The following is a 26,159-nucleotide window of genomic DNA, read 5'->3' as shown; positions in this document are numbered from 1 at the left end:
TATTTAGGAGCTGTGTTAATGGTTTAGCCTATCACCTATTTTTGCCTTTATCGTTGTTTTTAACTTCGGTAAAGGTGCCACGCCAAATACAACATGAGTATCCCTACCAAAGCATCGAGTATATTCCACGCTTTTGGTTTGGCAAATAATGGTTTGAGTAATCGAGCCCCATAACCTAACGCAAAAAAGAAAAAGAATGAGGCGCTGACTGCACCGACTGCAAATGCCAGCTTACTACTAGCACCCGTTGAAACCATGCCAACGAGTACCAATGTATCTAAGTAAACGTGTGGGTTGAGCCAAGTAAAGCCAAAACATAATAGCAGGGCTTTTTTTAAGCTGGTGACGACTTGTCCCTCGACGGTGAGTGCATGTGTGACGCGCACACTGGCATATAAGCTCTGCAATCCATAGCCTAGCAAGAATACGACGCCAGCGAATTTTGCGATATTGACCACTTGCGGATATTGCGCCGTAACCGCGCCAAAACCGCCAACGCCAGCAGAGATTAACAGCGCATCACTGACCGCGCAAAATAAGCAGACAAAAAATATGTGCTCGCGTTTGAGTCCTTGTTTGAGTACAAAGGCGTTTTGTGAGCCAATCGCGATGATGAGCGATAGCCCAAGTAAGAATCCAGAGGTGTAGTCGGTCGCATTCATAATAGTGTGCTTAGCAGGGGGCGGATGAGAGGTGTTGACATTTTGCTTACTGGCAGAGCGGTAAAAAGCTGTTAAGATACGCTATTGGATAAATCTATGCAATACGAGCGCAATAAGCGTGCACGGGACGAGGGGCAAGGTAGGTCATGGTGGTAAGTCTGACAAGAATGCTAAAGTCATTTGGGCAAGCTCAAGATGACCTGCCAACGCTAGCAGCCAAAAATGCTCAGGAGATGGCTATCAGTCAAGATATAGAGGTGACTGATAATAATAGTACAAATAATGATAAAAACGATCAAGCTGTCAGTCAGCGTTCTGTACTGACGCCGCCTGAGCGCAGCGAACGTATTTGTGATGCTTTGGCGCAAGTGAGTGATATCAGAACGCCGACACCATTGACTGATCGCTACCTGTCCAATCGCGCTCAGATGCGCCCGACCAATAGACCACCTTTTGACCCCGATACTTTATGGTATCTCAAACATGGACGCTGCCCGATTATGACTGAGCTTGTTGATGTGGTCGATGAAGCCACCCTAAACGCCATGCCCATCGAGGCGGTTGCGATACTAGACCGTATCAATGGTAAGTTAAAACGCTATCGTGAGTGGAGCAGTGAGCTCAATGAGCAGCAACAACAGCAGCATAATGAACGCCAATTTGTCATCGATAAGCTGGTTTCAGAGAGCATTCCAGAAGCCCTCCATCATTATGAGCAATTACAGCGTTTTAGTCCGCACCGTACCAAAAACAATATGGTGCAAGGCAAGATGACGGCAGGTGACATGCTGATGGATTTGTTTTTAGAGATTGATTATGAGCTTGATGAATTGTTAGATGAGCTGCATCAAACGGTGATGAATCGTTTGGCTTCAACGCACCGTTATGTCAAAAGCCGGACAAAAAGTTAATTACTAATAGATAATGGCTGTTAATTGGCATTATAAAATTAACATAATTTAGAGCTGTAATTAAATTGGGGACACGTCCTAACATGGTTTTCACACAAGCGACGCAATGCATAACAATATAGGGCTTTAATAGAGCCTTATTTTTTTGTTTAATAATAACTATCTATCTTATTTAGAATAATAAGAAATTTAAAATAACAAGAAGTTTACCAAGCCATTTTATTCAAAAATTAGGATACTCTAATGACTCAAGTTACTGCGATGTTTGTCATGTTCATTTTATATGGAGTGTTACCAGTCGCTGGGCTATATCTGGGGTATCGTGGTGTCAAAAAAATGACTGCGCCTAAAATGCTTGAGTACAAAGAGATGCCGCAATTGGGTTATATCCCAGAAAAAAGCTTGCCTGTTGAAGTCAAAACAGCACTTGACCAAATCAATGAAAAAGGGGAGAAGCTGCGGGTCATTTATGGCGATACCAATAATGATGGCAAGATAGACGATAAAGACACGGTCAATGAAACCTATATCATAATTCAAAATTTAATGGACAGGCATGTGCCACTTGCTGTGACTGACTATCGCCGCTTGCACGACTTAGATGTGGGGGATGGCGCGCGCGCTGACACGACCAAAATTAAGCACTCTAATGTGACTGGAAAAGAAGCGCTATTAGATGTATTACGTACCATTAATACTCAGTTTGATGATTTACTGAATGCCTCTTATCATCAAGATGGTCAAAAGCTGCTGGCGACCAACCGCTATCTACAAAAACGCTTTAATAATCCTGCTACTACGACAGATATGCAAAAGCTCGATAGCAATGTTAGTAGTGCTAATGCTAATACCGATATAGAAATTAAAGCGATTGAAAATCCAACTGGCGCAACTGGTAAGAATGTGAGTGCTGAGAATATTAAACTGTAAAGGCAAAGTGGTGTGATTAAACGATGAAGAGTAAGGGTATATGAGCATCTTAATAGGCATTGGCATTGTAACGACCGTCACCACCTTTTATTTGGGTAAAAAAGGCTGGCATGCGCTACACAAAGCGGTCGGTATTTCGCCAGGTGTACTCACTTATCAGGATTATGATACACCGTTGTCATTGTCCAAACTCAGTTGGCAGCAACTAAATTTAAATAAAAAATACCTGAAAGATTTGTCAGAGCCACAGCTGCGCCAATTAAAACGTATCGATGAAAAAGTAACCCGCTATCAAGCGTATCAAAAATCACTACAAGCTCAGCATAAAACGCCTGCCGTAACCGAGCAGCAGTTTGTATTGAATAAGATGTTGCACACTAGGCTGCCTGAAATGCTTGCCAGTCATCATCATCTAGCGAATGTCAATATAAGCGCTGACAATGCAGATAATGAAAAAAAGGCGGAAGCCAATCAGTTATTACAGCAGGTATTTAATAATATTGAGCAGCGTCTAGATAGATTATTAGAACAAATGGAAAGTCAGCAGTTGCAAGAGCTACGAGTAATGAAGAATTATATTAATAGCCACGATAGCTAAATATAAGTCGTCAGGTTGACAGCTACTTTTTATATTATTTCTATAAAAAAAGCTGCCAATGATAAATAATCATTGGCAGCTTTTTTGTGGTCTACTTTAAAACTATTGAAGATTCAAAGTCACACTACATTTTACATTCAGGCGATTAACGCTTGTCGTTGCGGTCACGAGTATTGCGCGTACCACGGCTGGCAGGGCTAGCACTACTTTTAGGCTTCGCGCTGCTGTTGCGATTGTCGCTACCACTGCGGCTATCGCTACGACTGTCAGTAGCGCGACGCGCTTTAAGCGGCTTGCTTCTGATACGCTCTTGTTTCTCTTTCGCTGCGCCATGCAGACCCGTACCATAACGAGGACGCAAGCTCACTAGATCGGTCAACGTATTGATGTCTTTTCTGTCGAGTTCTAAGAAACGACCAGTACGTAGCTCTTTTGGTAGGGCAATCGTACCATAGCGCGTGCGTAGTAGACGGCTTACTTTCAGGCCTTGTGATTCAAATAAGCGACGTACTTCGCGATTACGACCTTCTTTTAGTTGGACGTGATACCACTTGTTGACGCCTTCACCACCGCCTTCTTTGATATCTTCGAACTTTGCAAGACCATCTTCTAGCATAACGCCAGCCGTTAGCGCACGAGCGATCTCAGGCGTGACTTCACCCAATACACGTACCGCATATTCACGAGTGACTTCGCCAGAGGGATGCATCAAGCGATGCGCCATCTCACCATCATTGGTAAACAATAATAGCCCAGTTGAATTGATGTCCAAGCGACCAACCATCACCCAGCGATCATGAGTCAATTTTGGCAAACGCTCAAAAACGGTTGGACGGCCTTCTGGATCTTTAGCAGAGCAGACTTCGCCTTCAGGTTTGTAGTAAGCGATAACACGGCGACGCTTTTCGTTTTCAGAGGTGTATTTAATCTGACGACCGTCAACGCGAATCTCATCGCCTTGTTCGACGCGATCACCAATGGTCGCAGGTCCGTTATTAACAGTAACACGCCCTGATTTTATGACTTCTTCCATTTGACGACGTGAGCCAAGACCCATACGGGCGAGGGCTTTCTGTAATTTTTCATCTTTCATAATCATGTCCTTGAGTCGGTGGGTTTACATTTCTCAATGTAAAAAATTGGATTGACTATTCTACGCTATTTTGATGACTTTAGCACGCAAACCAGTATCTACAAACGGTATCAATTTATCGTTTTATATTAATAAAAGAAAGTTTGCTAAATTAAAAGATATTTCTAAAATAAAAGTTGATTAAGTTGTGATAAAAGTAAGGTATTTGCACACAAATGCTTATATTTATATTTTTAATAAAACAGTGGTTTCTTTGAATGTTATTAAGATTAGTTAAGCAACATAACCAATACTAAATTTCTATTTTCGGCAGCATAGACCCTAAAAAATACTGCTAACGCGTTTGAATATGTCTTCCTATTTAGATTTTTCTGTCTTTTTGTTTTTATCGATATGCGCTATACGCCTTTTTTGAAAAGGGTTTACCTAAAATAAATTAACTAAGAAAATTGTTCTTACATCAATGTTTATAAATATTGCGTTATGTATAGTTTAGGTGTATATTCAATAAATACATCCTTTTTTATGAATATATTGATAGCAGCAAGGCACTTATTTTTGATTCACGAATATAAATATGAGTAACTGTTATGGTTTATAAATATTTCATTTCTGTACAAAAGCGCTCCTTAATAGCGAGTGCATCTTGCTTATTGCTGACAGTATTGCTCAGCAGTTGCACAATAAATTCAGGACTTCAGTCTGGAAAATTACCCGAGTCAGGGACATTTACTGCAGAAAACGGTTTACAATTCTATATTCAACCTTTGAGTTTGGCTAATCTACCAGCTAAAGAAGCCGTCATCCTTGATCGAGATTTATATCATTTAGTAAAAACATCTGGGCGTGTCAGCTATGGCATTGCTAAAGGGGATGTTCTCAATATTATCCTGACCAATTATCCAGATATTAATGCCTCAACGTCTAGTCTGACCGTTGACCAGCAAGGGTTTATACAATTCCCCTTAATAGGGAGAGTCAAAGCCAGCGGTCTCAGTGTGCCGCAGTTCACTGCCACTTTGCAAAGCAAGCTTCAACGCTATCTCAAATACTCAGATCCTCAGGTCAAAATCATCAACTACCGTGGTAGTAAATTTTTCGTGGATGGTGAGGTCAAGCAGTCTGGTGAGTTTGTTATCGCAGATGTGCCCATCTCAGTATATGGCGCTATTTCTATGGCGGGTGGTACGACTGATACGGGTGATTCAAACCATATCGTATTAAACCGCCAAGGCAAAAGTTACAAGCTCGGTATCCAATCATTAAATCAAATGGGGCTGTCTGCCAATCAAATATACTTACAAGACGGTGATGCTATTCATGTAAATAGCCAAAGCCGCAATAAGGTCTATGTATTAGGAGAGTTTGGCAAAATTGAGCCCGTTGCTATTCCTGAGCAAGGGCTGAGCCTAGCGCATGTACTGGGTGAGTCAAATGGGTTGAATTCTAATACAGCCAATGCGGCCAAAGTATATATCGTTCGGGATAATCCAAAGTATCAATACACCAATATTTATTATGTCGACATGCAAAGCATTACCAGTTTTGCCTTGGCCAGTCGTTTTGACATGCAAGCCAATGACATCCTTTATGTTGATCCAACTGGCTTGGCGCGCTGGAATCGTATTATTAGCGCCATACTGCCTTCAACATCAGCAATCAATGTGATTTCAGGGATATAGGAGTCAGTCATGGGAGCGTTTGATCAGATCTTGGTTGTTTGTGTTGGCAATATATGCCGCAGCCCGATGGCCGCTGCCATATTAACGGCATATTATCCAGAAAAGCACATCGACTCTGCTGGTCTGTCAGCGCTTGTAGGTCACGCAGCTGATGCCAAAGCGGTTGCATTGATGGCCACTCATAATATAGACATCAGTGCTCATATCGCCAAGCAAATTGATGAAGTATTAGTCAGTCAGTCAGATTTAATTTTGACGATGACAACCAGCCAAACCAAATGGATTGAAAGTCAGTGGCCGCACTGTCGCGGAAAAACCTTTCGAATAGGGCATTGGCTTGATAAAGATATTGCTGACCCTTATCAGCAGGATGACTCAGCATTTGACAAGAGTAGACAAGATATTATCGCTAGTCTTGAACAATGGACTGACAAGATTAGCGACGCGACATCGATTAGAGCGTTGAAGTTCAGCGAATGCTATTAAACGATCAACATTGAGCGATGAGTATATGGTTATGAATAATATGGATTCAAAAGACCTATCAACGTCTACGGGCGAAAAAAACAATGATGACATCGATTTAATGGCGCTGGTTTTAGTATTGTTACGTGGTTGGAAAATCATTGCTCTCATGGCGATATTGGGGCTTTTACTAGGGCTTTTGTATACCCGCTATGTGAATCCCATCTATAAATCAGATGCGCTGATACAGATTGAAGAAAATACTCAAGGAATAGAGGCGCTTGGTGAGAGTATCTCAGAGCTGGTGGGTGCAGAAGTCAGCAAAGCGGAGACAGAAGCAGAGCTGATACGATCACGTATGATATTGGAGCCAGTGGTTGAGCTATTGCACCTGCGCATTAAGCTAACAGATCCCAATATTGGTCATCTTGATAGAATAAAAAGCAATCGTACTTACACGCAATTAAATACACCAGATGATGTGTCACTTGATACCGAAAATGGCATAGTAAAAGTCCGCCAATTTGATGTATCACCAGCGTACTTGAACCAACCTTTTACACTTACAAAATCTGCTACAGGGTTTGTTTTGAGCAATGGGTTTGATGAATTCAAAGGTCAGCTTGGTCAGGCGCATCAGTTCAAAGGGTTGGACGGTCAGATTAATATCACTGTCACAGAGTTACCTGCTGATGGTTACCCAATTAATATTAGTAAGCAGACGATCAAGGCTGCGACTGACGCTATCAACAGCGCCTTATCCGTTGAAGAAAAAGGTCAAAAAACGGGTATTATTCAGCTGTCGATGACGGGTCCTAACCAAGAGCAAATCACGACTATACTCAATCAGATCGTCCGATCTTACGTCGATCAAAACCAATCTCGCGGTTCTGAAGAAACGACCAAAACACTTGCCTTTATGGAAACGCAGATCCCTCTATTAAAAGAAAAATTAGAGACTTCTGAAGCACTGTTTAATGACTTTCGTAAAAAATATGGCACGATTGATGTGGGTAAAGAAGCCGAGTTGTTATTGAATGAGAAGTCCCGCATCGATGAGCAGCTCAATGAGCTTAAACTCAAAAAAGCAGACCTAACCACTTATTATACCGAAGAGCATCCACTGGTCATTCAAATTAATGAACAGCTCAAAGTGCTCAATAATAGAACAAGAGAGATAGATAATACCATTGCAGGTCTACCTGAAATACAGCGAGAGTTTCTAAAGCTATCAGAAGATACGGCAATCAATCGAGAAATCTATCTGACGCTGCTCAAAAATTATGAGCAACTTAAAATCGTCAAGGCTGGTCAAATCGGCTATGCCCGTATTATCGATTCACCGACCAGTACCTTTAATGCCATTGCACCAAATAAACTACAAATCCTGATGCTGACCACATTGATAGGCATGATGTTTGGGGTGATGCTGGTGCTCTTGAAGAATATTATTAGCAATGTCGTAAAAGATCCAGAGCATTTAGAGACCACTACGGGCATCCCTGTCATTGCAACGATTCCACGCTCACCCTTACTGTCGAGGTTGAGTAAAAAGAAGAATACCACCCCTCGCATGCTCGCTCATGTTGATCACAGTAGTTTGAGTTATGAGGCGATCAAAAGCTTAAGAACCAATTTGATGTTTGGTATGCCAATGGGGACAGCGGTCGGGCAGCCCGCGCAAGTCATATTGATTACTGGGGAGAGCCCTGGTGTGGGCAAGTCGTTTATCGCTGCTAATTTATCAGAGGTATTTGCCCAGCTCAACAAAAAAGTCTTGGTCATCGATGGGGACATGCGCTTAGGTGAGCTGCATAAAATGTTTAATATGAGCCAACATGATGGTCTTGCCGATTATTTGTTGCAGGATAAAAAGCATTTTTCTCCGATTGATGGTACTCGATCAGACAGTGAGGTTTCTAGCTTAGGGGTCGAAAGCTTTATTCATCCCACTGGTATGGAGTTGATTGATTTCATACCGCGCGGACGGCAGCCGCATAATCCCACCTCCTTATTGATGGGCGAAAAATTCAATCATTTGATGGCAGAATTAAAAAATCAATACGATTATATTGTCATCGACTCACCCCCGATATTGGCGGCGTCAGATGCTATGGTACTTGCGCAACATGCAGACAAAGTACTCATCGTTACGAAGTTTAATCATTCAATAGAAGGGCAACTGGTTTATGCGATCAAGCAAATGAATAAAGCCAATGTCCAAGTAGATGGCATTATTCTCAATGATGTACAGCAGGGTCTTATGGATAAATATAGCTACCATTATCATTATGCCTATGGAGATAACCGCTAGTTTGCGTGGTTGTCGCTCATAAGCAAACCAACTTAATTGGGTGGATATTATGTTGATAAAAACAGAGTCAAACAATGCTTATCAATCGTCCAGTGGTTTTAATCAATGGTCGAAGCGTGTGGCTCTGTATTTATTGTCATTACCACGCCTGACGAAAAGCACCCTCTTATTTAGTATAGATTTTGCCATGTCGATCTTTTGCCTATTATTGGCATTGATGCTACGACAAGGCTATGTGGCTTCTCATATCAGTCTTGCAGCATTGGCTTTTTATGCATTCGTGCCGGTTGCTAGCTTATATCTTATTGGTTTTTATCGCAGCGCCTCTCGAGGGTTTTTTGATGCAGTGATGGGTCGTGTGCTGCAACTGTTTTTTTTACTTATTATTGTTTATCAAGTTATCATTTATTTGAGTCCATCAGCGACGATACCGCGCTCAGCTCCCGTCATATTTTTATTTCTATTTTTTATTTGGCTGTGGAATAGTAGGCTCATGATCCGTGCGTTACTGAAACGTCTACAGGGTGCAGGTCAAAGCCGTCGTCCAGATGCCTGTTGTGACAACGTGATTATCTATGGTGCAGGAGAAGCTGGTAGAGAGTTGCTAGAAAGTTTGAGGCATTCTTATCAGTACAATGTGGTGGCGTATATCGATGATGACCCGCAGCTTACTGGGGCTTATTTACATGGCAAACAAATATATGCAGCTCATGCGCTTCCGTGGTTGATAGAAAAACTCAATGTGGCGCAGGTGATTTTGGCCATGCCCTCTATGAGCCGTGGTCGTAAAAAACAGATTATGGACAGTCTGTCAGGTATCTCCGTTAAGATAAAAGACTTGCCAAGCTTACGTGAGCTTGCTGATGAGATAGTAACTGTCAGTCATATACGACCCGTTGACATACTAGATGTGCTCGAACGAGAAACGGTGGAACCTGTTGCGGAGTTGCTACAAAAAAACATCACGGGCAAAAACGTTCTCGTTACAGGGGCAGGTGGTTCAATAGGTAGTGAGCTGTGTCGGCAAATCATCAAAAATAAACCTAAATGCTTAGTGCTATATGAACAGTCTGAGTATGCTTTATACACTATAGATCAAGAACTTGGTAATTTAAAAACAGCAGATGCTGATTATCAAAATATTGAGATTATTAGCATCATCGGCAGTGTCAGTAACGAAAAAAAATTAATCAATATATTCGAAAAAAACCATATAAAAACGATTTATCACGCTGCAGCCTATAAGCATGTGCCTATTGTTGAGTCTAATCCCTTTGAGGGCACCATCAATAATACCAAAGGCACCTACCATTGTGCCCGTGCTGCGATACAGGCTCGCGTTGAGACTTTTGTGCTGATTTCTACTGACAAAGCTGTGCGACCTACCAATGTCATGGGGGCGTCCAAACGCTTGGCTGAGCTGGTCTGCCAAGGATTGAGCCAAAGTAATAGTCAGACTTGTTTTAGCATGGTGCGTTTTGGCAATGTTTTAGGGTCATCAGGCTCTGTGGTGCCGTTATTTACCAAACAGATTGAGCAAGGCGGTCCGATCACCATTACCCATCCAGACATCACGCGCTATTTTATGACGATTCCAGAAGCGGCCAGTTTGGTTATTCAGGCAGGTGCGATGGCATTCGGTGGTGAAGTGTTTGTGCTTGATATGGGCGCGCCCGTCAAAATTGTTGATCTGGCAAAACGTATGATTCGTTTGACAGGTTGTGAGCTAAAAGATGATAACAATCCCAATGGCGATATCGAAATCGTATTTACTGGCTTGAGACCGGGAGAAAAGCTCTACGAGGAGTTAATCATTGGTGAAGACAATATCGAACCTACTTTTCATCCATTGATTATGCAAGCAATGGAGCACAGCTTTCCTTTGCAAGATATCGAAAATATTTTATTTGAATTTGCAGAAAAAGCAAAGCAGCAGGATGTGGTCTGGCTGAAAACACAGTTTAAGTTTTTTGTCGAAGGTTACCGAGAAGGATCTGATAAAGATGGCGAGGTAGAGAAAGTAGATACCACACTGACAGATGAAATGGGTTAATAGAGAGAGGCGCGCTGTCATAAATTCCTTACAAGTTCTGTGAGTCACTAAATTGGACAATATGTCATGAGCTCTGGAGTATTTTCATCGATACAGAGCACAATAAACAGGTTGAAAACCAGTCACTTTGTGCGAGATGTGGTCATGGTCGGTGGCGGGATTGCTGCTGGACAGGCCATCGCCATGATTTTTATGCCATTTCTCACAAGACTGTACAGACCTGAGGATTTCGGTATCGCTGCTGCCTTTACTGCTATCGTCAGTATTATTACTCCGATTGCCACTATGGGCTATGCAAATGCAATCGTGATGCCAGACAGTGACGAGGATGCTGCGGCAATTGCCCGATTGTCTATATTGCTTAGTGTGGTTATAGCTGTCCTCTCATTCATTGTTGTCTATGTCGGCAAGTTTCATTTGGCAAGTTGGATGGGTATGGAAAGTACGCCAAACATGCTATATCTCATACCATTAACGCTATTAGTCGGTGCCTTTCTTTCTGTCGCTGATCAGTCTGCTATTAGAGTGGGCTTATTTAAAGCGAAAGCTCGGGCTTATGTGGAAAGCAAGCTTGTAACAGATAGTAGTAAGCTGATAGGCGGTATGTTAGCACCTTCAGGGATGTTACTTATTTTATTGACGATAGCAGGGCAGCTCACAAACTTTATCATGCAGATGCTTCGTGTACCTAGAGTAGGTGTATTAAATGTCCGCCATTGGTTTGGCACTAAGGGTATTCGACATGCCGCCATATCGCAGCGTGATTTTGCGATATATCGTATGCCACAAAGTATCCTGAATGCGGCTTCAGTGGGGTTGCCAACTATCTTGTTAGCGTCATTATTTAATGCCTCTTCTGCAGGGCAGTATTCATTAGCTGTCCTTGTGCTTGGTGCACCCGCGATGCTGTTAGGTCAGGCGATTGGAGAGGTTTTCTATCCTAAAATTACGCGTGCCATCACAGCAAATTCACCTGAGGCTTATCAATTTTTATTAAAAGTGACGTTGATTTTATTGGTGGTTGGTATTGTGCCATTCGGTACGGTGTTCGTTTTTGGTGATTATCTTTTTTCTTTAGTGTTCGGTGCAGAGTGGGCATTAGCAGGTAGTTATTCGCAGTGGCTGTCTATTTGGCTTTTGACCAGTTTAGTGTCTGGTGCGAGTACTGCGGCATTGCCAGCATTGCGTTTACAGCGATTCCTTTTGATTAGAGAAGTGTTTGCAGTGGTATTTCGTGCTGCAGCGCTGTATGTAGGTTTTTACGTTTTTGAGTCAGATATGATAGCCATTGCCCTTTTCTCATTTGTTGGGGTTTTGCTCAGTTTATCTATCATTTATGTCGCTTTTCGGCGTCTTGTTCATATCGATGAAGTGGAGCAGTAGGTACGTTTTTTGACTGCTTTAAATGTCACAAAGGATATGTATGAGAAGTCTCAACTTGAGAGGCTCACTATGATTTCGGTTATTATCGCTGCATTTAATGCCGCTGCTACTATTGATCGTTGCATCAACAGTATTGACGTTGCGAAAAAGAATCACGACATTGAGCTGATAGTCATTGACGATGGTTCTAAAGATGAAACGGCTCGTCTATTGTATAGCTGGGCGAGTGCTAGGTCATGGATTACGGTGAAATCTCAAAAAAATGGTGGCGTGGCAGAGGCTCGTAATACTGGGCTCGATATCGCAACCGGCAATTACATCGTTTTTATAGACGCGGATGACACCATTGATGATTGGTATTTTGATTTTGTCTTTGAACAAGCTGTAGATCGAGATGTCGAGATGTTGGCATTTGGTCATAAACGCATGATGCTGGATGGCTCTGTTATTGAGCGTCCTAATAGTGCGGCAGAATACTCACGGCAAGATATCGAAACGCTACAACTGAGAGTGACAGAGAATAGACATATATATTGGTACGCCTGCACCAAGGTGTATAACAAAAATTTAATCGCAGAGCTGCGTTTTGATAGTGACGTCAAATTTGGTGAGGATGGTATTTTTAATATCGCATGTCTAAGCAAAGCGAATCGTTTATCGGTGCTGCCAGACTGTCCATACAACTATTATGAAAATGCGACCTCAATAACAAGCTCACAATATAAATCAGGGCTTTTGGAGTCCATTGAAGCGGACTATACAGCCAGAGTCAGGATACATGATTGGTCGATCAGTGCTACTGAGAAGCAAGTGCTATTATCGGACTTTGCTCGTAGTTATGTCGAGCATATGCTGCCATATTTACTTAATAATTTGGCGCATGTCGATATAACAAAGCGTCGTGCAGAGCTAGTTAAAATCCGCCAGTCTTTCGTTTATCAGAACTGTTTGCCGCATTATTATCAACGGCATCCAGCACGCGGCATTCGTGTATTGATTTTATGTTTTTCACGGCGTTGGTATGTTATGACGCTGGTTTTTCTTCAACTGTCTTGGTCTAAAGCAAAGGTGAAAAAATATGCTTAATATTGATTTGTTGCCTCAGCCTTTACGCAGTGATGAAAAAGGCCAAAAGCGCTGTTGTTTGCTGCAACAGACAACAGCTAACGGGCAAATGACTGAGAAGGCATTGTGGTTTGTATATCCAGCGAACTTGCCAATGCCAGAAGACGATGATTGTGATGCTTATTTACTGGCCACATTGTTGCCCGCGATGCAGATGCGAGCAGCCATTCATGTGCATGGTAGCGTGTCGCATGAGCTATTAGCCAACCTAACAGAGCTACAGTATGTTTGGAATAAGTGGTTACCAGACCGTTATTTTTTGATTGATATACAAGTGGATCGTATGCGAGAACAAGACTGGCATGTAGGTGGTGCTATTGCTGCATTTTCTGGTGGCGTTGATGCTCAGTTTACCGCTTATCGTCATGCGACAGGCAGAGCAGGATACGCCACACGAAATATTAAAGCAGGGGTTTTTGTGCATGGCTTTGATATACCTTTAGAGGATACAAAAGGCTTTGCCAGTGCAGCAAAAATAGCGGCAAAAGTACTTGCAGATATCAATATTGATTTGGTCATTGTGAAAACAAATATTCGCACGCTTTGGTCTATCAACTGGGAAGACTATCATGCTGCTGCTATTGCCTCAGTATTATGCGGATTGAAACGATATGCAGGAATTGGGCTCATTGGTAGTGGTGATTCTTATGATGTATTAATTAGTCCTTGGGGCTCACACCCCATCACTGACCCGCTGCTAAGTTCTGGCGACTTTAGACTCATTCATGATGGCGCAGGGTTTAGTCGGTCAGAGAAGCTTCAAGCGCTTGCAGAATGGCCATTGGGTATAGAGAATTTACGTGTCTGTTGGGTTGGAGATAAGCATGATAGTAACTGCGGTCGCTGTGAGAAATGTGTTAGGACGCGTCTCAATTTTTTGGTTGCAGGTATAGATAACCCTCAATGTTTTAGCGAGCCCATGGACTCATCACTTTTTAAATCAATGGCTCTAAAGGGCAGGGCTGTCAGCATAGATTGGAAGTTAATTCGTCATGAGATGATTAAAACGGGTAGAGGTCTTGAATGGCTGCCATACATTGAAAAAGCACTCAAACGTAAACCGCCTCCTAACTTGAATAGATTGTTTCCTGTTGGCTCAAGGCGTCGTATGTGGGTGAAGAAGCTGTTAATGAGAAACGGATAAGGGAGCATTAAAAATGAATATTGCTGCTATAAAAAAGCTCATTCCGCTCAGATTAAAAAAACACTTAGCCGCTTATATGGGGGCTAGAGGTTTACCGTTACCAACTGGTAAACGGTGCTTTATTTTTCTTGCCGCTGACTATGGCAATATTGGTGATATTGCTATTTCTCACGCGCAAAAGCAGTATTTGCAACGTGTGCTGACGGATTATGACGTTGTTAGTGTTGCTATCAGTCAAACCAGATTTGTGCTCGATTCCATTAAAAAGCAAATCAAAGAGACGGATATCGTCACTATCATCGGCGGCGGTAATATGGGTGGCACGTATCCTGATATTGAGGAGCTGCGCCAATTAGTCATCAAGTCATTTCCTGCCAATCGTATCGTTTGTTTTCCTCAGACACTAGATTGGAATGATTCTATTCAATCTAAACGTGCCTTGCAGCGTATTGTGAAAGTTTACGCCAAGCATCCAGATATACATGTTTTTGCCAGAGAGTCGATAACATCGGAAAAACTCTTCGAGCTTTTTGCTGAGTACAGTAATGTGCATATTGGTCTCGTACCAGATATTGTGATGAGCGCGAATGCAACAGTGCTGGGTACGACAGATTGCTTAGCGCCTTCAGGTATTTTGCGCTGCTTACGAGATGACAAAGAAGCCGCATTATCAGCTGAGCAATACGCCATGATAGACAAAGCCTTAGCAGATACTGGCTATCAGATTGAAAAGACCGACACACATGCTGGTGGTTCGCAACTCTATGAGGCACATTGCACAAAATTACTGACGGACAAGCTTAGTCAATTCCGTGCTGCAAAATTGGTCGTGACTGACCGTCTGCATGGCATGATTTTATGTTTGCTATCGGGTACGCCGTGCTTGGTACTCCCGAACTCCAATCATAAGATAAGACAGACGCAGTTGGACTGGTTAGGCGGTCATCCAAGGCTGGTGTTTTTAGAATTGGAAGAGATTGCTGATATTGCAACATTCATCGATAGCCTCCTGTCCCTGCCTCACGGTATGATGGATGAGTCTCCAGTTGATATGGCTGAGTATGATGACCTAAAAAAAGCGCTAGTAGCGATATGAAGACTATCGAAACGCCATTAGTGAGTGTCATCGTACCGGTGTACAACGTTGCGTCATATATCGATGCTTGCTTGGCATCCATTAAGCAGCAGACTTATCAGAATATTGAAATTATCGTTGTAGAAGATTGCTCCACTGATGATTCAAAACATGCACTTGCGTCACATCTCATAGATGAACGCATCAAAGTCATTCAGCATCACAAAAACAGCGGTCTTTCTGCGGCACGTAATACTGGTATCAAGTCTGCGATAGGCGAATACATGATGTTCGTTGATTCTGATGACATTATAGACTCTCGATTGGTGGCAGTGTGTGTGGATTGTGCACTCACCACGAATGCAGAGGTCGTGACGTATGGCTTTACGCCATTCAAAGATGGCATCACAGAGACAGATCCGCAGTATCCAGCTAGAAATTTAGCATTTGAGGCAACCAAAATAGACGGCTCATATTTTAGCTTACCGCATTTTGCATGGCTCAAATTTATTAAATCTAGCGCAGTGTGGTCTGCCCCGTTACAGTTCCCAGTGGGTCTGTACTACGAAGACTGGCCTTTTCATTGGCATCTTGGCTTAGCTACTAATATTAAGTATCACCTGCCCATTGATTTTTATCTATACAGACAGCGCGGCACGTCGATCACAGGGTCAACAGATAAAAAACTATTAGACCTTTTCGTTATCCACGCAGAAGTCATCAGTTTAGTAGAGGACTATCAAGCGGATGAGGTTAAAAAAACGCTCGCCAATAAAATTAAACAAAGTCATTGGAGTATCCTTACTCGTATAGATAATGACTATTTAGCAGCTGCAGTAGCACAAGCTAAAAAAGCAGATAAAACGTTACGACTAAAGGGTTATAAGAGCGATTTGACCGTAAGAAATATGATGATTAGTAATATCGTACGTATGCCGACGCAAGTTGCCTTGCTTATGTTACAGGTGCTTCGTCAAGCGCTAGACAAAAGAGCAAGGGTTAAAGGTCAAGAGAAAACAGATTCAGAATAGTTTTGAAAAATACGTTTGGTTTTATGGCTTCTTAATAGGTAAAGAGATGACTATTCAGAGAGTGCTACACATCGTGGGAAAAATGGATCGGGCTGGGGCAGAGACCATGCTCATGAATCTATATCGTCATATAGATCATAGCCAGATTCAGTTTGATTTTATCACTTTTACCGACGAGGTCGGTGACTATGATGCTGAAATAATAGCGCTGGGCGGTAGGATTATACCGATTTTAGCGGATCATTCATTAGCGCGTATGTGGAAGCTTAAAAACTTCCTTAAACAACACCCTGACTATCAAATCGTTCATGCTCACATGCTATTAAACAATGCTTTTCATCTGCTGGCTGCTAAAGGTGCTGGCGTGCCGCATCGCATTTCACATTCTCATAGCACCAGTAATGGTAAAACCAATATTGTTAAAAAAGTATATGAACAGTGGGCGTTCATTACCAATTGTAAATTGGCCACGGATAAAATGAGTTGCGGTGAACAAGCGGCAAAATATCTATTTGGCAGCATAAAAGATGTGTGGTTATTGCCCAATGCTGTTGACATACAGCAGATGATGACAGTCGCTAGCCAATCAAGACAGTATATCGATCAAGAATTTGGCGATGAGGGGCTAAAAATCATCCAAGTCGGTCGTCTAAATGAGGTTAAAAACCATCAGTTTTCTTTAGAGGTCGCTGAGCAGTTAAAAAAACGTCAAATCGCTTTTACCTTATACATTGTTGGACAAGGTTCATTGGATATGAGGCTCAGGCAACAAGTAGCAGATAAGTCACTCCTAGATACGGTCAAGTTTTTGGGGATGCGTACGGATATCACAGAATTAATGGCCAGCGCCGACTATATGATCATGCCTTCGTTGCATGAGGGTTTCCCTGTCGTCTTGGTCGAGAGCCAAACAGCTGGGTTAAAGGCATTGGTTTCTGACCAAGTATCGCCTGAAGTAGATTTAGGACTTGGGTTAGTACAGTTTTTACCAATTCACTCAGCCAAGGATTGGGTTGATTGCTTATTAGCGTCTAAACAGCCAAAGCCCAATGAAAAAGACATAACCGCAGCGCTGAATTTATATGGATTTAGTGCTGCTACCAACGCGCAAATACTAATGCAAAAGTACTTGAGTATGTGACGGAGTGGTTGCTTCTTATTTATAGTCGTTTCAAGGTAGTTTGGACGGAATTAGAAAAAAAGCGAGGTGGCTAGGAAGGCTATAGTTATATAAGTACTGGACGGTACAAAAGATACTAGACGGTGTAAACCTGCCACCATATCCGATTTATATAAGATTGACGACATCTACTTTTATAGAGGGTTAAATGCTTCCATACCTGCTGGTTCTTAGCCTTGTTATTTTTTGGATCGTACTGGAGAAAAAATCTCTCAATCGTACGTCTTTTTGGCTGCCGCTAATTATATTGACAGTGTTTGCAGGCCTTCGTAGCTACCGAGTCGGTACGGATACAGGAAACTATACGAGAAATTTCAACAGTCAATTGAATGCCGAGTACTTTAGGTTCAACGAAGACATTGAGTTCGGTTATCAGTTATTAGAGTATGCGTTGTTACGTATGACCACTCATTATTTTTGGCTGCTTGTTATTACCAGTTTAATTATTGTCTATTGCTATCTTAGAGCGATTAAAAAATACAGCGTAAATTATTGGTTTTCCGTATTTTTATTTATTACATTAGGCGTTTATACTTTTTCTTTTAATGGACTGCGTCAAGGATTGGCAATGGCGATCTTTACCTTGGCCATTCCTTATCTGTTAGAAAAACGATTTATTGCATACCTGCTGATTTGTGCAATTGCTTCATTGTTTCATGTAACCGCATTATTTATGATTCCATTTTATTTTATCGTCAATTTAAGAGTAAAGCCCTTATATAAGATTTTGGCAACATTTTTAGGGTCGCTATTAGTGAGTGGGATTTTGGTCGCTTATATTTCTTCTACTAACGATAGATACGAGGGTTATGCGAAAGCATCCGATGAAGCAGGCGGATTTTTAACGCTTGGTTTTTACACGGCTATCATGATTTTAATTATCTTGGTCAGTTATCTATATAAAATCAAAGACAAAGAGTTTCAAAAATTAATAACATTTTATGCGTCAGGCGTGGTTTTTATCATACCGTTAGCGATGTTGGGCACCAGTCCTTCAGGTCCTCAAAGGCTGCTTGCGTATTTTACATGGACATTAGTTTTGATACTGCCTATGATTTTAAAAATAATGAATAATATTTATTTATATATAGCGAGTATCATTATTTTTCTCATGTATTTTGTCTTGACGACATCGAGATTTAGTAACTTGAGTCCGTATATTATCAATCCGATATTTGAGGTTTTCTAATGAAAAATCAGACATATATATCTATTGGTATTCCCATTTATAATGCTGAAGCGTACTTGGAAGATGCTATCAAATCCATATTGGCTCAAACGCATGAGTTATGGGAGCTTATATTGATCGACGATGGCTCTACTGATGCGTCATTGGCCATCGCCAAGCGTTTTGAAGAGTCTGATCATAGAATAAAGGTCATTGCTGATGGTATAAATAAAAAACTGCCTGCTCGATTAAATCAGCTTATTGAAGAAGCTAGTTATGATTATATAGCGCGCATGGATGCCGATGATCTCATTCATCCAGATAGACTGGCAATTCAATTAAGTTTTTTAGAAAAAAATCCAAATTATGATTTGGTTTCTACAGGTGTCGTGTCTATTGATAATTTTAATAAAGTTTATGGTTGTCGTCATGTCGATCAAATTTATACAGAATTTAAAGAAATAGCCGCTGCTTATCCTATTGTACATGCTGCTGTTTTGGCAAAAAAGAGTTGGTATGAAAGAAATAAATATAATGAAAATTATCCAAGGTCTGAAGATTATGATTTGTGGTGTAGAGCTATCTCAAATCAAGATTTAAATTTAGCGGTATTGCCCGATTTACTATACTATTATAGAGAAGAAGGAAATTTATCATTATCTAAAATAACCAGATCATATAAAGACAGTTTTAAAACGTATGGTGAATATAAGGGAAACAGCTATTTAGGTTCTTTGAAGTTGTCAGCAAAACTGACAACAGTCAATTTTTTAGATTCGATAGGATTATTACAAAAGATAGCCAACAAAAGAAATAAATTAACAATATCTGACACGCTAAGAAATCATCATCAGTCAGTGGTAAATGGTATTTGTGCTAAATGATATTATTTATAAAACGTCACTAATAAAACAATATATAAAAAATATTGAGGTGCTGAAATGACATTAAAGATATGCTTTCTAATGACAGATGCGGTGTCATTTAATGTGCTATATCGTGATCAGCTTGAATACATTAGAGATCACGCGGATGTTGAGATCACCTTAATCTGCGGTGGCGATAAACAGCAGCTAGATATTTTACGTGAGCGCAAAATAGGCAAGGTGATTAATTTAAATTTTCAGCGTAAGCCTTCTTTGTTTAAAGATGCTCAGTCACTCGCGCTTTTAACCCGTTATATGCTATCGAATCGTTTTGATGTGGTGGTTTATTTAACGCCTAAAGCCTTGTTGTTAGGGAGTATCGCAAGTGCTGTTACATTGCAAAAGAGACGAATTGCTTTTAGCGTGGGTAGAGCCTATGAGAATTTTTCAGGTTTAAAAAAGAGGGTGTTTCAGGGTCTGGATATATTAAGTTTTGGCTTATCTCACGAGGTTTTATTTGTTTCTGAGTCTTTGCTCAGCGTATGCTTAGCAGAAAATATCCTCAAAAAAAGCAAGGCAACTGTCATTGATAATGGCTCATTTAACGGCATCGATACTGATTTGCTGCAACCTATGGCTCAGCTAGAAAAAGAGGCATTAAGAAAGAAGTACAAGATACCTGACAATACCTTTGTGATTTGCGTGGTAGGACGAGTTTGTGATGATAAAGGCTTCAAAGATATTGAGTATATATCCGAAAAACTAAGAGCAGAAAACGTCTACTTTATGTTCATAGGAGACTGTGAAGACGACGTAGGAAAAGTAGTCGTTGAGAAAGTTGTCAAAGATAATAGAGGTGTGTATATACCAGCCAATCCAAATGTACACGAGGTTTTTCAGTGTGCTGATTTACATTTATTTTTGAGCTATCGTGAAGGGTTTGGCAGTGTCGCTATTGAAGCAGCAAGTTGCGCCGTTCCAACCTTTGCCTATGATGTCGTTGGTGTAAAGGATAGTGTCAAAGAAGGTATCAGTGGTCGAAAATTCAATTTTAAGGATATGTCGTCTGTCGCCGAAGCGATCAGTGCTGCTGCTACTGGTAAGGAATTTGAAAAGAGATATCCTGATGCAAGAGACTGGGCCATTGCAAATTTTGAACGCAAGCAATTGTGGCAAAGTTATTTAAGTTTTTATTTACGTAATAGGGATGACCGCGTAAACGACAAAAGGCGGGCTGAAAAATGATAAAGCGACTATTTGACATTACGGCGGCCACGGCGGCCTTGGTAATATTATCTCCTGTTTATGCTATTACGGCTTATAAGGTCAAAAAAAACTTAGGATCACCAGTGATATTTAAACAAACTCGTCCTGGTCTAAACGGAAAGCCGTTTGAGATGATTAAGTTTCGCTCGATGAAAGATGCTATCGATACAGAGGGTAATCCTTTAGAGGATGATGAGCGTTTGACGGCATTTGGTAAGACCTTGCGTAATAGCAGTCTCGATGAGCTGCCTGAACTATGGAATGTGATTAAAGGCGATATGAGTTTGGTGGGGCCGCGACCATTATTGATGGAATATCTGCCGCTATATAATGATGAGCAAGCGCGTCGCCACCGTGTACGTCCGGGTATTACGGGATACGCACAAGTTAATGGTCGCAATACGATTGGTTGGCATGAAAAATTTACGCTCGATACATGGTATGTCGATCATCAGTCATTATGGTTAGACATTATGATCTTGGTTAAAACAGTAAAAAAAGTCATTATCAAAGATGGCATTAGTGCTGATGGTGAAGCGACCATGAGTAAATTCACAGGTAATAGCGTCGATAAAAACACGCTTTGATGAGGAACGCATGCTAAATACTCCTTTTTCACCTTGGCCTAGTTTTACTCAGCAAGAAGCGGATGCGGTCAGTCAAGTATTGTTATCCAACAAGGTCAATTATTGGACAGGGCAAGAATGCCGTCAGTTTGAAGAGGAATTCGCTGACTGGGCGGGTAGCAAATACGCGATTGCATTGGGCAACGGAACTTTGGCATTGGACGCGGCATTGCAGGCACTTGGTATAGGTGTGGGTGATGAAGTTATCGTGACGCCGCGCACTTTTATTGCCAGTATCTCCTCAGTGGTTAATGCAGGCGCGACGCCCATTTTTGCGGATGTTGATGAGGCGACAGGGAACATCACGCCAGAGTCGATAGCGGCGGTATTGACGGACAAAACCAAAGGCATCGTCTGTGTGCATTTGGCAGGTTGGCCCTGTGATATGGATGGCATCATGGCACTGGCAGATCAGCATCATTTATATGTCATTGAAGACTGCGCACAAGCGCATGGTGCACGCTACAAAGGTCGTAGCGTTGGCAGTATCGGTCATATTGGCGCGTGGAGTTTTTGCCAAGATAAGATCATGACCACAGGCGGCGAGGGCGGCATGGTCACCACCGATGACGAGCAGCTATGGCGAAAAATGTGGGCGTATAAAGACCATGGCAAAAGCTATGCGGCGGTCTATGAGACTGAGCAGCTGCCCGGCTATAATTGGCTACATGAGAGCTTTGGTACCAACTGGCGCATGACCGAGATTCAAGGCGTGATTGGGCGTATTCAATTGGCACATATGAGTGACTGGATAGCGAAGCGCAGTGCTAATGCTAAAGTGATATTAGAGTCATGTGCTAAATGGGAAGAAAAAGGCTATCTATCGGTGCCGACATTAGATCAGGCCTCTCAGTTTCCAAACTCTACCCATGCCTATTATAAATTGTATGTTTATGTGCAACCACATAACCTAGCTGAGGGCTGGACACGTGATCGCATCATTGAAGAAATAAATGCGTCAGGCGTGCCTTGCTATTCAGGGTCTGCCTCAGAGGTATATTTAGAAAAAGCATTCGATGATACAGGCTTGCGTCCAGAAAACAGACTGCCAATAGCAAAACAATTGGGAGAGACCAGCTTAATGTTTTTAGTTCATCCTACCTTAACCACTGCCGAAATCGCGCAAACGGTAGATGCAATCGATCGCGTGTTTGCTTCAATGATTCAGTAATGTGAGAATATCGCTTATTAAGACGTGTTGAGTATTTATAAGGTGTTGCGGCTATTAACTTTTATTTGTGATTGGACTTTCTTATTAAACGGTAAAGGCTGCATTGGCAATGACATGATATTGCTAGATTGGCGAGTGATAGAAATTTATAAGTATTCAAGTCTTATCTCACGCTAGGATTTTTTAGCTCAGACAGGTACAATATCAGTCTTAATCATACATTGATCAAGCATAAGACAGGCATGCAAATAGTTGCGGGCGCTGTCTTTCTTTTTTTATCGCACCCTCTATTGGAGTTACTATGTCAACTGCCCAAGGATCTGCTACCGTTTTGGACGGTAAAGCACTTGCTAAACAAATAGAACAGCAACTGAGTACGCGTGTAGACGCTATCAAGAATAAAACAGGACGCACCCCAAGCTTAGCGACGATATTGGTCGGCGACGATCCCGCTTCTGCGACTTATGTACGTATGAAAGGTAATGCTTGTAAACGTGTCGGCATGGATTCTATACGCGTTGAGATGCCAAGTGCGACGACCACTGAAGAGCTGATGACGAAAATAGATGAACTTAATAGCAATCCAGACGTCCATGGTATCTTGCTACAACATCCAGTGCCTGCGCATATTGATGAGCGTGCTTGCTTTGAGCAGATTGACTTGGCAAAAGACGTCGATGGTGTGACCTGCCTTGGCTTTGGTCGTATGGCGATGCAGCAGAGCGCTTATGGTTCATGTACCCCGCAAGGCATCATGCACTTATTAGAGCATCATAATATCGAGCTTGCTGGTAAGGAGGCCGTAGTTGTAGGTCGCAGTGCCATTTTGGGTAAACCAATGGCGATGATGCTATTGAATGCCAACTGCACCGTAACGATTTGCCACTCAAGAACGCAAGATTTAGAGTCGCATATCAAGCGTGCGGATATCGTGGTTGGGGCAGTGGGCGTGCCTGAACTGATTAAAGCAGAGTGGATCAAAGCGGGCGCTGTGGTTATCGATGCAGGCTTTCATCCAACGGATAATGGCGGCGTCGGTGATATCGAGTTGCAAGGTGTTGAAAACATCGCCAGTGCTTATACGCCTGTACCGGGCGGCGTGGGTCCAATGACCATTAATACCCTCATTCGCCAAACGGTTGATGCTGCTGAAAAATCTGCCGGTTTGAATATCGGCTAAAAAGAGAGTCATACGAATACTGATTGCCGATAAATAAGGGGCCTGAGGTAATATATACTCAGGCTAAATCAACCACATCTCAGTTGATAGGACCTAAACATGGCTAAAAAAAACGTAGGTGTTCATGAGCGACTACAAGGCATCGGTAGAGAGTTTGTCGATGTCTGTCATTACGTTATTTTATTTCTAATCAGTGTGGTTGTCGTTTGGACCGCCGGTAAAGAGTTCGTTGGTATTGTTCAAAAAGGCTCAGCGGATTTAAAAGACATATTGATGTTGTTTATTTATCTTGAGCTGCTGGCCATGATAGGTATTTATTTTAAAACCCATCGTCTGCCGGTACAGTTTTTGATATTTATCGCGATTACTGCTTTATCACGACATTTGGTGGTTGATGTACAGGCGGTCTCAGACTATTTCCATTTATGGCTGCTGGCGACAATTTCTGTGGCCATTATGCTATTGAGCGGTTCTATCGTAGTATTAACTTGGACAGCAAAAACGTTTGGCCGTCCAGAGGACAATCTAGATAAACAGCATGCAAACTTAACGATTAAAGCGCTGTTACCTGATAATGCTCAAGCGCCTGATAGTCATACCAAGCATCGCCGTGAATAACTATTAAATAGCAGCATAAAAAAGGGTTACCACTGGTAGCCCTTTTTTGCCTTCTTAACTCTCACATTTCATTGTTTGAGCGTTAAATGCCCTTTAAGAAGGTCATTAATGTTTGTTTTTGCGTGGCGGATAACTGTGTAAAGCGCGTCTTTGTACTTTCTGCTTCACCACCATGCCAGAGTATCGCTTCAGTCAAGCTGCTGGCACGACCATCATGCAAAAACCGCGCTTCTGGATCACGTGCCACAATGCCAATTCCCCACAATGGCGGTGTACGCCACTCAAAGCTTTCTGCATTTTTCTCTTTCACGCTATCATCTAGTCCAGCGCCCATATCATGCAGTAATAAATCAGTATAAGGATAAATGTTTTGCTGTGATAGGAGCGGGAAGCGATCACTATTGCCTGTTTTTTGCTTGGGTGTGTGACAGCCAGCACAGCCGACTTGCGCAAACAATTGCGCTCCTTTATTAAAATCTGATAAATCGTCTATTCGCCTTTCAGGTACGGCAAGGGCGGTCATAAAATCGGTCACGGCGTCTAGACTGCTGTCTGAGACTTCTGGAGAGCCGCCATTCGCTGCTGTCCAACAAATAGGCTGATTTACCGTACAGTTAGGATCCATAAATACCGAGGTGGTCAAACCCATATCTTGCGACATGGCATTGGCGTTTTGGGTACGTAGATTGGTATTAATGGCTTTCCATCCAAAGCGGCCAATGCGCTGCTGTTTGCCATCTTGTACCCAATGTACGCGTCCACTGATACCGTCTTGATTGTTATCATCAGGGTCAGCTGCCGCAATGATATGCGCTTCAGGAATCAGGTCGAGCAAGCCCATGCCGACCAGCTGCGGTGAGATACGTCCGCTAATCGCTGTATTTCCTAAGGGTTGATTAGGGTCAGTTGGAGTAAAGCTAAACTGTATGCCAGCAGGTTTATCATTTTGACTGGGCATTGCTGCGTAGCGCATGCTCCCTTCGGGATTGATACTTGTGGCAATACTTTGATGCTGCATTTGTTCACCGTAATAAGCATGTGGCAGGCCTTGCTTATTACCCAATCGGAATAAAATCGCATCACTCAGCTGACCATTGGCTGCATAAATGGGTTTGCGACCTTCAGCGCTATGGCATTGGGTACAGGCATTGGCATTTAACAGTGGCCCTACACCATCGAACAGTACGCGACCCTCATTTGCTGGTGTCCACTCGGTGATAAATAACTCACGTCCAGGTGATACCCCGCCTAAAGCGCTGCTCGGTAGATTGGGCATGATTTGCAAAAAAGGCTGTGATCCATTGGCGGCAATCGTAGCACTGCCACCTGCTGGCTGCCAGTTGGTATCGATTTCTGGAGTGTCAGGAGTAGTGGGTGGGTTGGGTGCGTTAGTATTGCCATCATTACTGGAATTATTTGAATCATCTGAGCCACCACAAGCAGTGAGCAGCAGCGCGATACTTACACTGAGTAGTGTGTTACGTATGATGGGAAGTGATGTATACAGTGAAGAATTTGATATGGTTGACGAGTTTGATCGTAAAAACATGGACTGACCTGAAATGGCTAGAATATAAGGGGTTAGAGTATATCTTCATCGTCAGCCTATTTAGAGGGC

The 26,159-nt window shown here is 42.2% G+C and carries 23 protein-coding genes; 20 read left to right on the top strand and 3 right to left on the bottom strand.

Features of this window, described 5'->3' with window-relative positions:
• Positions 1 to 59 precede the first annotated feature (59 nt).
• The gene (locus JFC08_RS06125; RefSeq protein ID WP_198330101.1) at positions 60 to 662 is read right to left on the bottom strand and encodes a LysE/ArgO family amino acid transporter; all 603 of its coding nucleotides are present in this window, start codon (positions 660 to 662) and stop codon (positions 60 to 62) included.
• Positions 663 to 829: 167 nt separating this feature from the next.
• Between JFC08_RS06125 and JFC08_RS06120 the strand changes: the two genes are divergently transcribed.
• From JFC08_RS06120 to JFC08_RS06110, 3 genes are all read left to right on the top strand, one after another.
• Positions 830 to 1,573 carry a hypothetical protein gene (locus JFC08_RS06120; RefSeq protein WP_198330100.1) on the top strand — a complete coding sequence of 248 codons (744 nt, stop codon included), beginning with the start codon at positions 830 to 832 and terminating at the stop codon, positions 1,571 to 1,573.
• 243 nt (positions 1,574 to 1,816) lie between these two features.
• Positions 1,817 to 2,503 carry a hypothetical protein gene (locus JFC08_RS06115; protein WP_198330099.1) on the top strand — a complete coding sequence of 229 codons (687 nt, stop codon included), beginning with the start codon at positions 1,817 to 1,819 and terminating at the stop codon, positions 2,501 to 2,503.
• Between the two features lie 40 nt (positions 2,504 to 2,543).
• Entirely contained in the window at positions 2,544 to 3,101 is a 558-nt protein-coding gene (locus JFC08_RS06110) for a hypothetical protein (protein WP_198330098.1), read from the top strand.
• 145 nt (positions 3,102 to 3,246) lie between these two features.
• Here JFC08_RS06110 and rluB read toward each other — a convergent pair whose 3' ends face one another.
• Positions 3,247 to 4,194 (bottom strand): 23S rRNA pseudouridine(2605) synthase RluB, encoded by a 948-nt coding sequence (gene rluB, locus JFC08_RS06105; protein WP_045444804.1) that lies wholly within the window; start codon positions 4,192 to 4,194, stop codon positions 3,247 to 3,249.
• Between the two features lie 590 nt (positions 4,195 to 4,784).
• On the opposite strand from rluB, the gene JFC08_RS06100 reads away from it, so the two are divergent.
• The 17 genes from JFC08_RS06100 to JFC08_RS06020 all read left to right on the top strand — a co-directional run bounded on the left by JFC08_RS06100 (position 4,785) and on the right by JFC08_RS06020 (position 24,541).
• A complete protein-coding gene (locus JFC08_RS06100; protein ID WP_198330097.1) occupies positions 4,785 to 5,876 on the top strand; it encodes a polysaccharide biosynthesis/export family protein in 1,092 nt (363 codons plus the stop codon).
• 9 nt (positions 5,877 to 5,885) lie between these two features.
• Positions 5,886 to 6,362: a low molecular weight protein-tyrosine-phosphatase gene (locus JFC08_RS06095; RefSeq protein ID WP_198330096.1), complete on the top strand. Its 477-nt coding sequence runs from the start codon at positions 5,886 to 5,888 to the stop codon at positions 6,360 to 6,362.
• 31 nt (positions 6,363 to 6,393) lie between these two features.
• The gene (locus JFC08_RS06090; protein ID WP_227697674.1) at positions 6,394 to 8,655 is read left to right on the top strand and encodes a polysaccharide biosynthesis tyrosine autokinase; all 2,262 of its coding nucleotides are present in this window, start codon (positions 6,394 to 6,396) and stop codon (positions 8,653 to 8,655) included.
• 49 nt (positions 8,656 to 8,704) lie between these two features.
• A complete protein-coding gene (locus JFC08_RS06085) occupies positions 8,705 to 10,708 on the top strand; it encodes a nucleoside-diphosphate sugar epimerase/dehydratase (RefSeq protein WP_198330094.1) in 2,004 nt (667 codons plus the stop codon).
• Positions 10,709 to 10,819: 111 nt separating this feature from the next.
• Positions 10,820 to 12,091 carry an oligosaccharide flippase family protein gene (locus tag JFC08_RS06080; protein WP_198330093.1) on the top strand — a complete coding sequence of 424 codons (1,272 nt, stop codon included), beginning with the start codon at positions 10,820 to 10,822 and terminating at the stop codon, positions 12,089 to 12,091.
• A 69-nt stretch (positions 12,092 to 12,160) separates the two neighbouring features.
• Positions 12,161 to 13,177, top strand: coding sequence for a glycosyltransferase family 2 protein (locus JFC08_RS06075; RefSeq protein ID WP_198330092.1), 1,017 nt, complete (start codon positions 12,161 to 12,163; stop codon positions 13,175 to 13,177).
• A complete protein-coding gene (locus tag JFC08_RS06070) occupies positions 13,170 to 14,360 on the top strand; it encodes a hypothetical protein (RefSeq protein WP_198330091.1) in 1,191 nt (396 codons plus the stop codon). The genes JFC08_RS06075 and JFC08_RS06070 overlap by 8 nt, the downstream gene beginning before the upstream one ends.
• A gap of 13 nt (positions 14,361 to 14,373) precedes the next feature.
• On the top strand, positions 14,374 to 15,456 hold the full coding sequence (locus JFC08_RS06065; RefSeq protein ID WP_198330090.1) for a polysaccharide pyruvyl transferase family protein: 1,083 nt from the start codon (positions 14,374 to 14,376) through the stop codon (positions 15,454 to 15,456).
• Complete coding sequence (locus JFC08_RS06060) at positions 15,453 to 16,466, top strand: glycosyltransferase family 2 protein (protein ID WP_198330089.1); 1,014 nt, start codon at positions 15,453 to 15,455, stop codon at positions 16,464 to 16,466. Before JFC08_RS06065 ends, JFC08_RS06060 begins: the two co-directional genes overlap by 4 nt.
• Before the next feature lie 46 nt (positions 16,467 to 16,512).
• Entirely contained in the window at positions 16,513 to 17,607 is a 1,095-nt protein-coding gene (locus JFC08_RS06055; RefSeq protein ID WP_227697673.1) for a glycosyltransferase, read from the top strand.
• Positions 17,608 to 17,794: 187 nt separating this feature from the next.
• Positions 17,795 to 18,835: an EpsG family protein gene (locus JFC08_RS06050; protein ID WP_198330088.1), complete on the top strand. Its 1,041-nt coding sequence runs from the start codon at positions 17,795 to 17,797 to the stop codon at positions 18,833 to 18,835.
• A complete protein-coding gene (locus JFC08_RS06045; RefSeq protein ID WP_198330087.1) occupies positions 18,835 to 19,698 on the top strand; it encodes a glycosyltransferase family 2 protein in 864 nt (287 codons plus the stop codon). Before JFC08_RS06050 ends, JFC08_RS06045 begins: the two co-directional genes overlap by 1 nt.
• 57 nt (positions 19,699 to 19,755) lie before the next feature.
• Positions 19,756 to 20,925: a glycosyltransferase gene (locus tag JFC08_RS06040; RefSeq protein ID WP_198330086.1), complete on the top strand. Its 1,170-nt coding sequence runs from the start codon at positions 19,756 to 19,758 to the stop codon at positions 20,923 to 20,925.
• Entirely contained in the window at positions 20,922 to 21,533 is a 612-nt protein-coding gene (locus JFC08_RS06035; RefSeq protein WP_198330085.1) for a sugar transferase, read from the top strand. Before JFC08_RS06040 ends, JFC08_RS06035 begins: the two co-directional genes overlap by 4 nt.
• A 10-nt stretch (positions 21,534 to 21,543) precedes the next feature.
• Complete coding sequence (locus JFC08_RS06030; RefSeq protein WP_198330084.1) at positions 21,544 to 22,743, top strand: DegT/DnrJ/EryC1/StrS family aminotransferase; 1,200 nt, start codon at positions 21,544 to 21,546, stop codon at positions 22,741 to 22,743.
• Positions 22,744 to 23,044: 301 nt separating this feature from the next.
• Positions 23,045 to 23,923: a bifunctional methylenetetrahydrofolate dehydrogenase/methenyltetrahydrofolate cyclohydrolase FolD gene (gene folD / locus JFC08_RS06025; protein ID WP_198330083.1), complete on the top strand. Its 879-nt coding sequence runs from the start codon at positions 23,045 to 23,047 to the stop codon at positions 23,921 to 23,923.
• A gap of 99 nt (positions 23,924 to 24,022) precedes the next feature.
• Positions 24,023 to 24,541: a phosphate-starvation-inducible protein PsiE gene (locus tag JFC08_RS06020; protein ID WP_045451736.1), complete on the top strand. Its 519-nt coding sequence runs from the start codon at positions 24,023 to 24,025 to the stop codon at positions 24,539 to 24,541.
• Between the two features lie 82 nt (positions 24,542 to 24,623).
• Here JFC08_RS06020 and JFC08_RS06015 read toward each other — a convergent pair whose 3' ends face one another.
• A complete protein-coding gene (locus JFC08_RS06015) occupies positions 24,624 to 26,090 on the bottom strand; it encodes a di-heme oxidoredictase family protein (RefSeq protein WP_198330082.1) in 1,467 nt (488 codons plus the stop codon).
• Between the last annotated feature and the right edge of the window lie 69 nt (positions 26,091 to 26,159).

Origin of the sequence: Psychrobacter cibarius (assembly GCF_016107535.1) — a bacterium.
GTDB classification, from domain to species: domain Bacteria; phylum Pseudomonadota; class Gammaproteobacteria; order Pseudomonadales; family Moraxellaceae; genus Psychrobacter; species Psychrobacter cibarius.
The sequence above is the reverse complement of the archived record's forward strand: the minus strand, read 5'-3'. Positions and strand labels throughout refer to the sequence as shown.